Source organism: Peribacillus sp. SIMBA_075, from assembly GCF_046534585.1.
Genome location: NZ_JAWRYN010001742.1, coordinates 1 through 230 on the forward strand (window position 1 = coordinate 1; position 230 = coordinate 230).

Consider the following 230-nt stretch of genomic DNA (forward strand, 5'->3'; position numbering starts at 1 on the left):
CTTTAATGAGAACGGGATTATGCTAACCGGTTTACAATCTATTAAAGGAAAAACATATTACTTTAACGAAAATGGTACTATGGTTACAGGTTGGAAAGAAGTAGATAACAAATGGTATTATTTTAATGAAAATGGTATTAAAGTTCCTAATGTATTTTTAGATGTCCCAGAAAGTCATTGGGCGTATGAACAAATATCATATATGGCAGGAAATAAAATTATAAATGGAT

General features: G+C 29.1%; 1 pseudogene. It reads left to right on the plus strand.

The window, feature by feature from the left end:
* Nucleotides 1-19: 19 nt before the first annotated feature.
* Nucleotides 20-230, plus strand: a pseudogene (locus SB775_RS34405) (S-layer homology domain-containing protein); the annotation flags it as partial.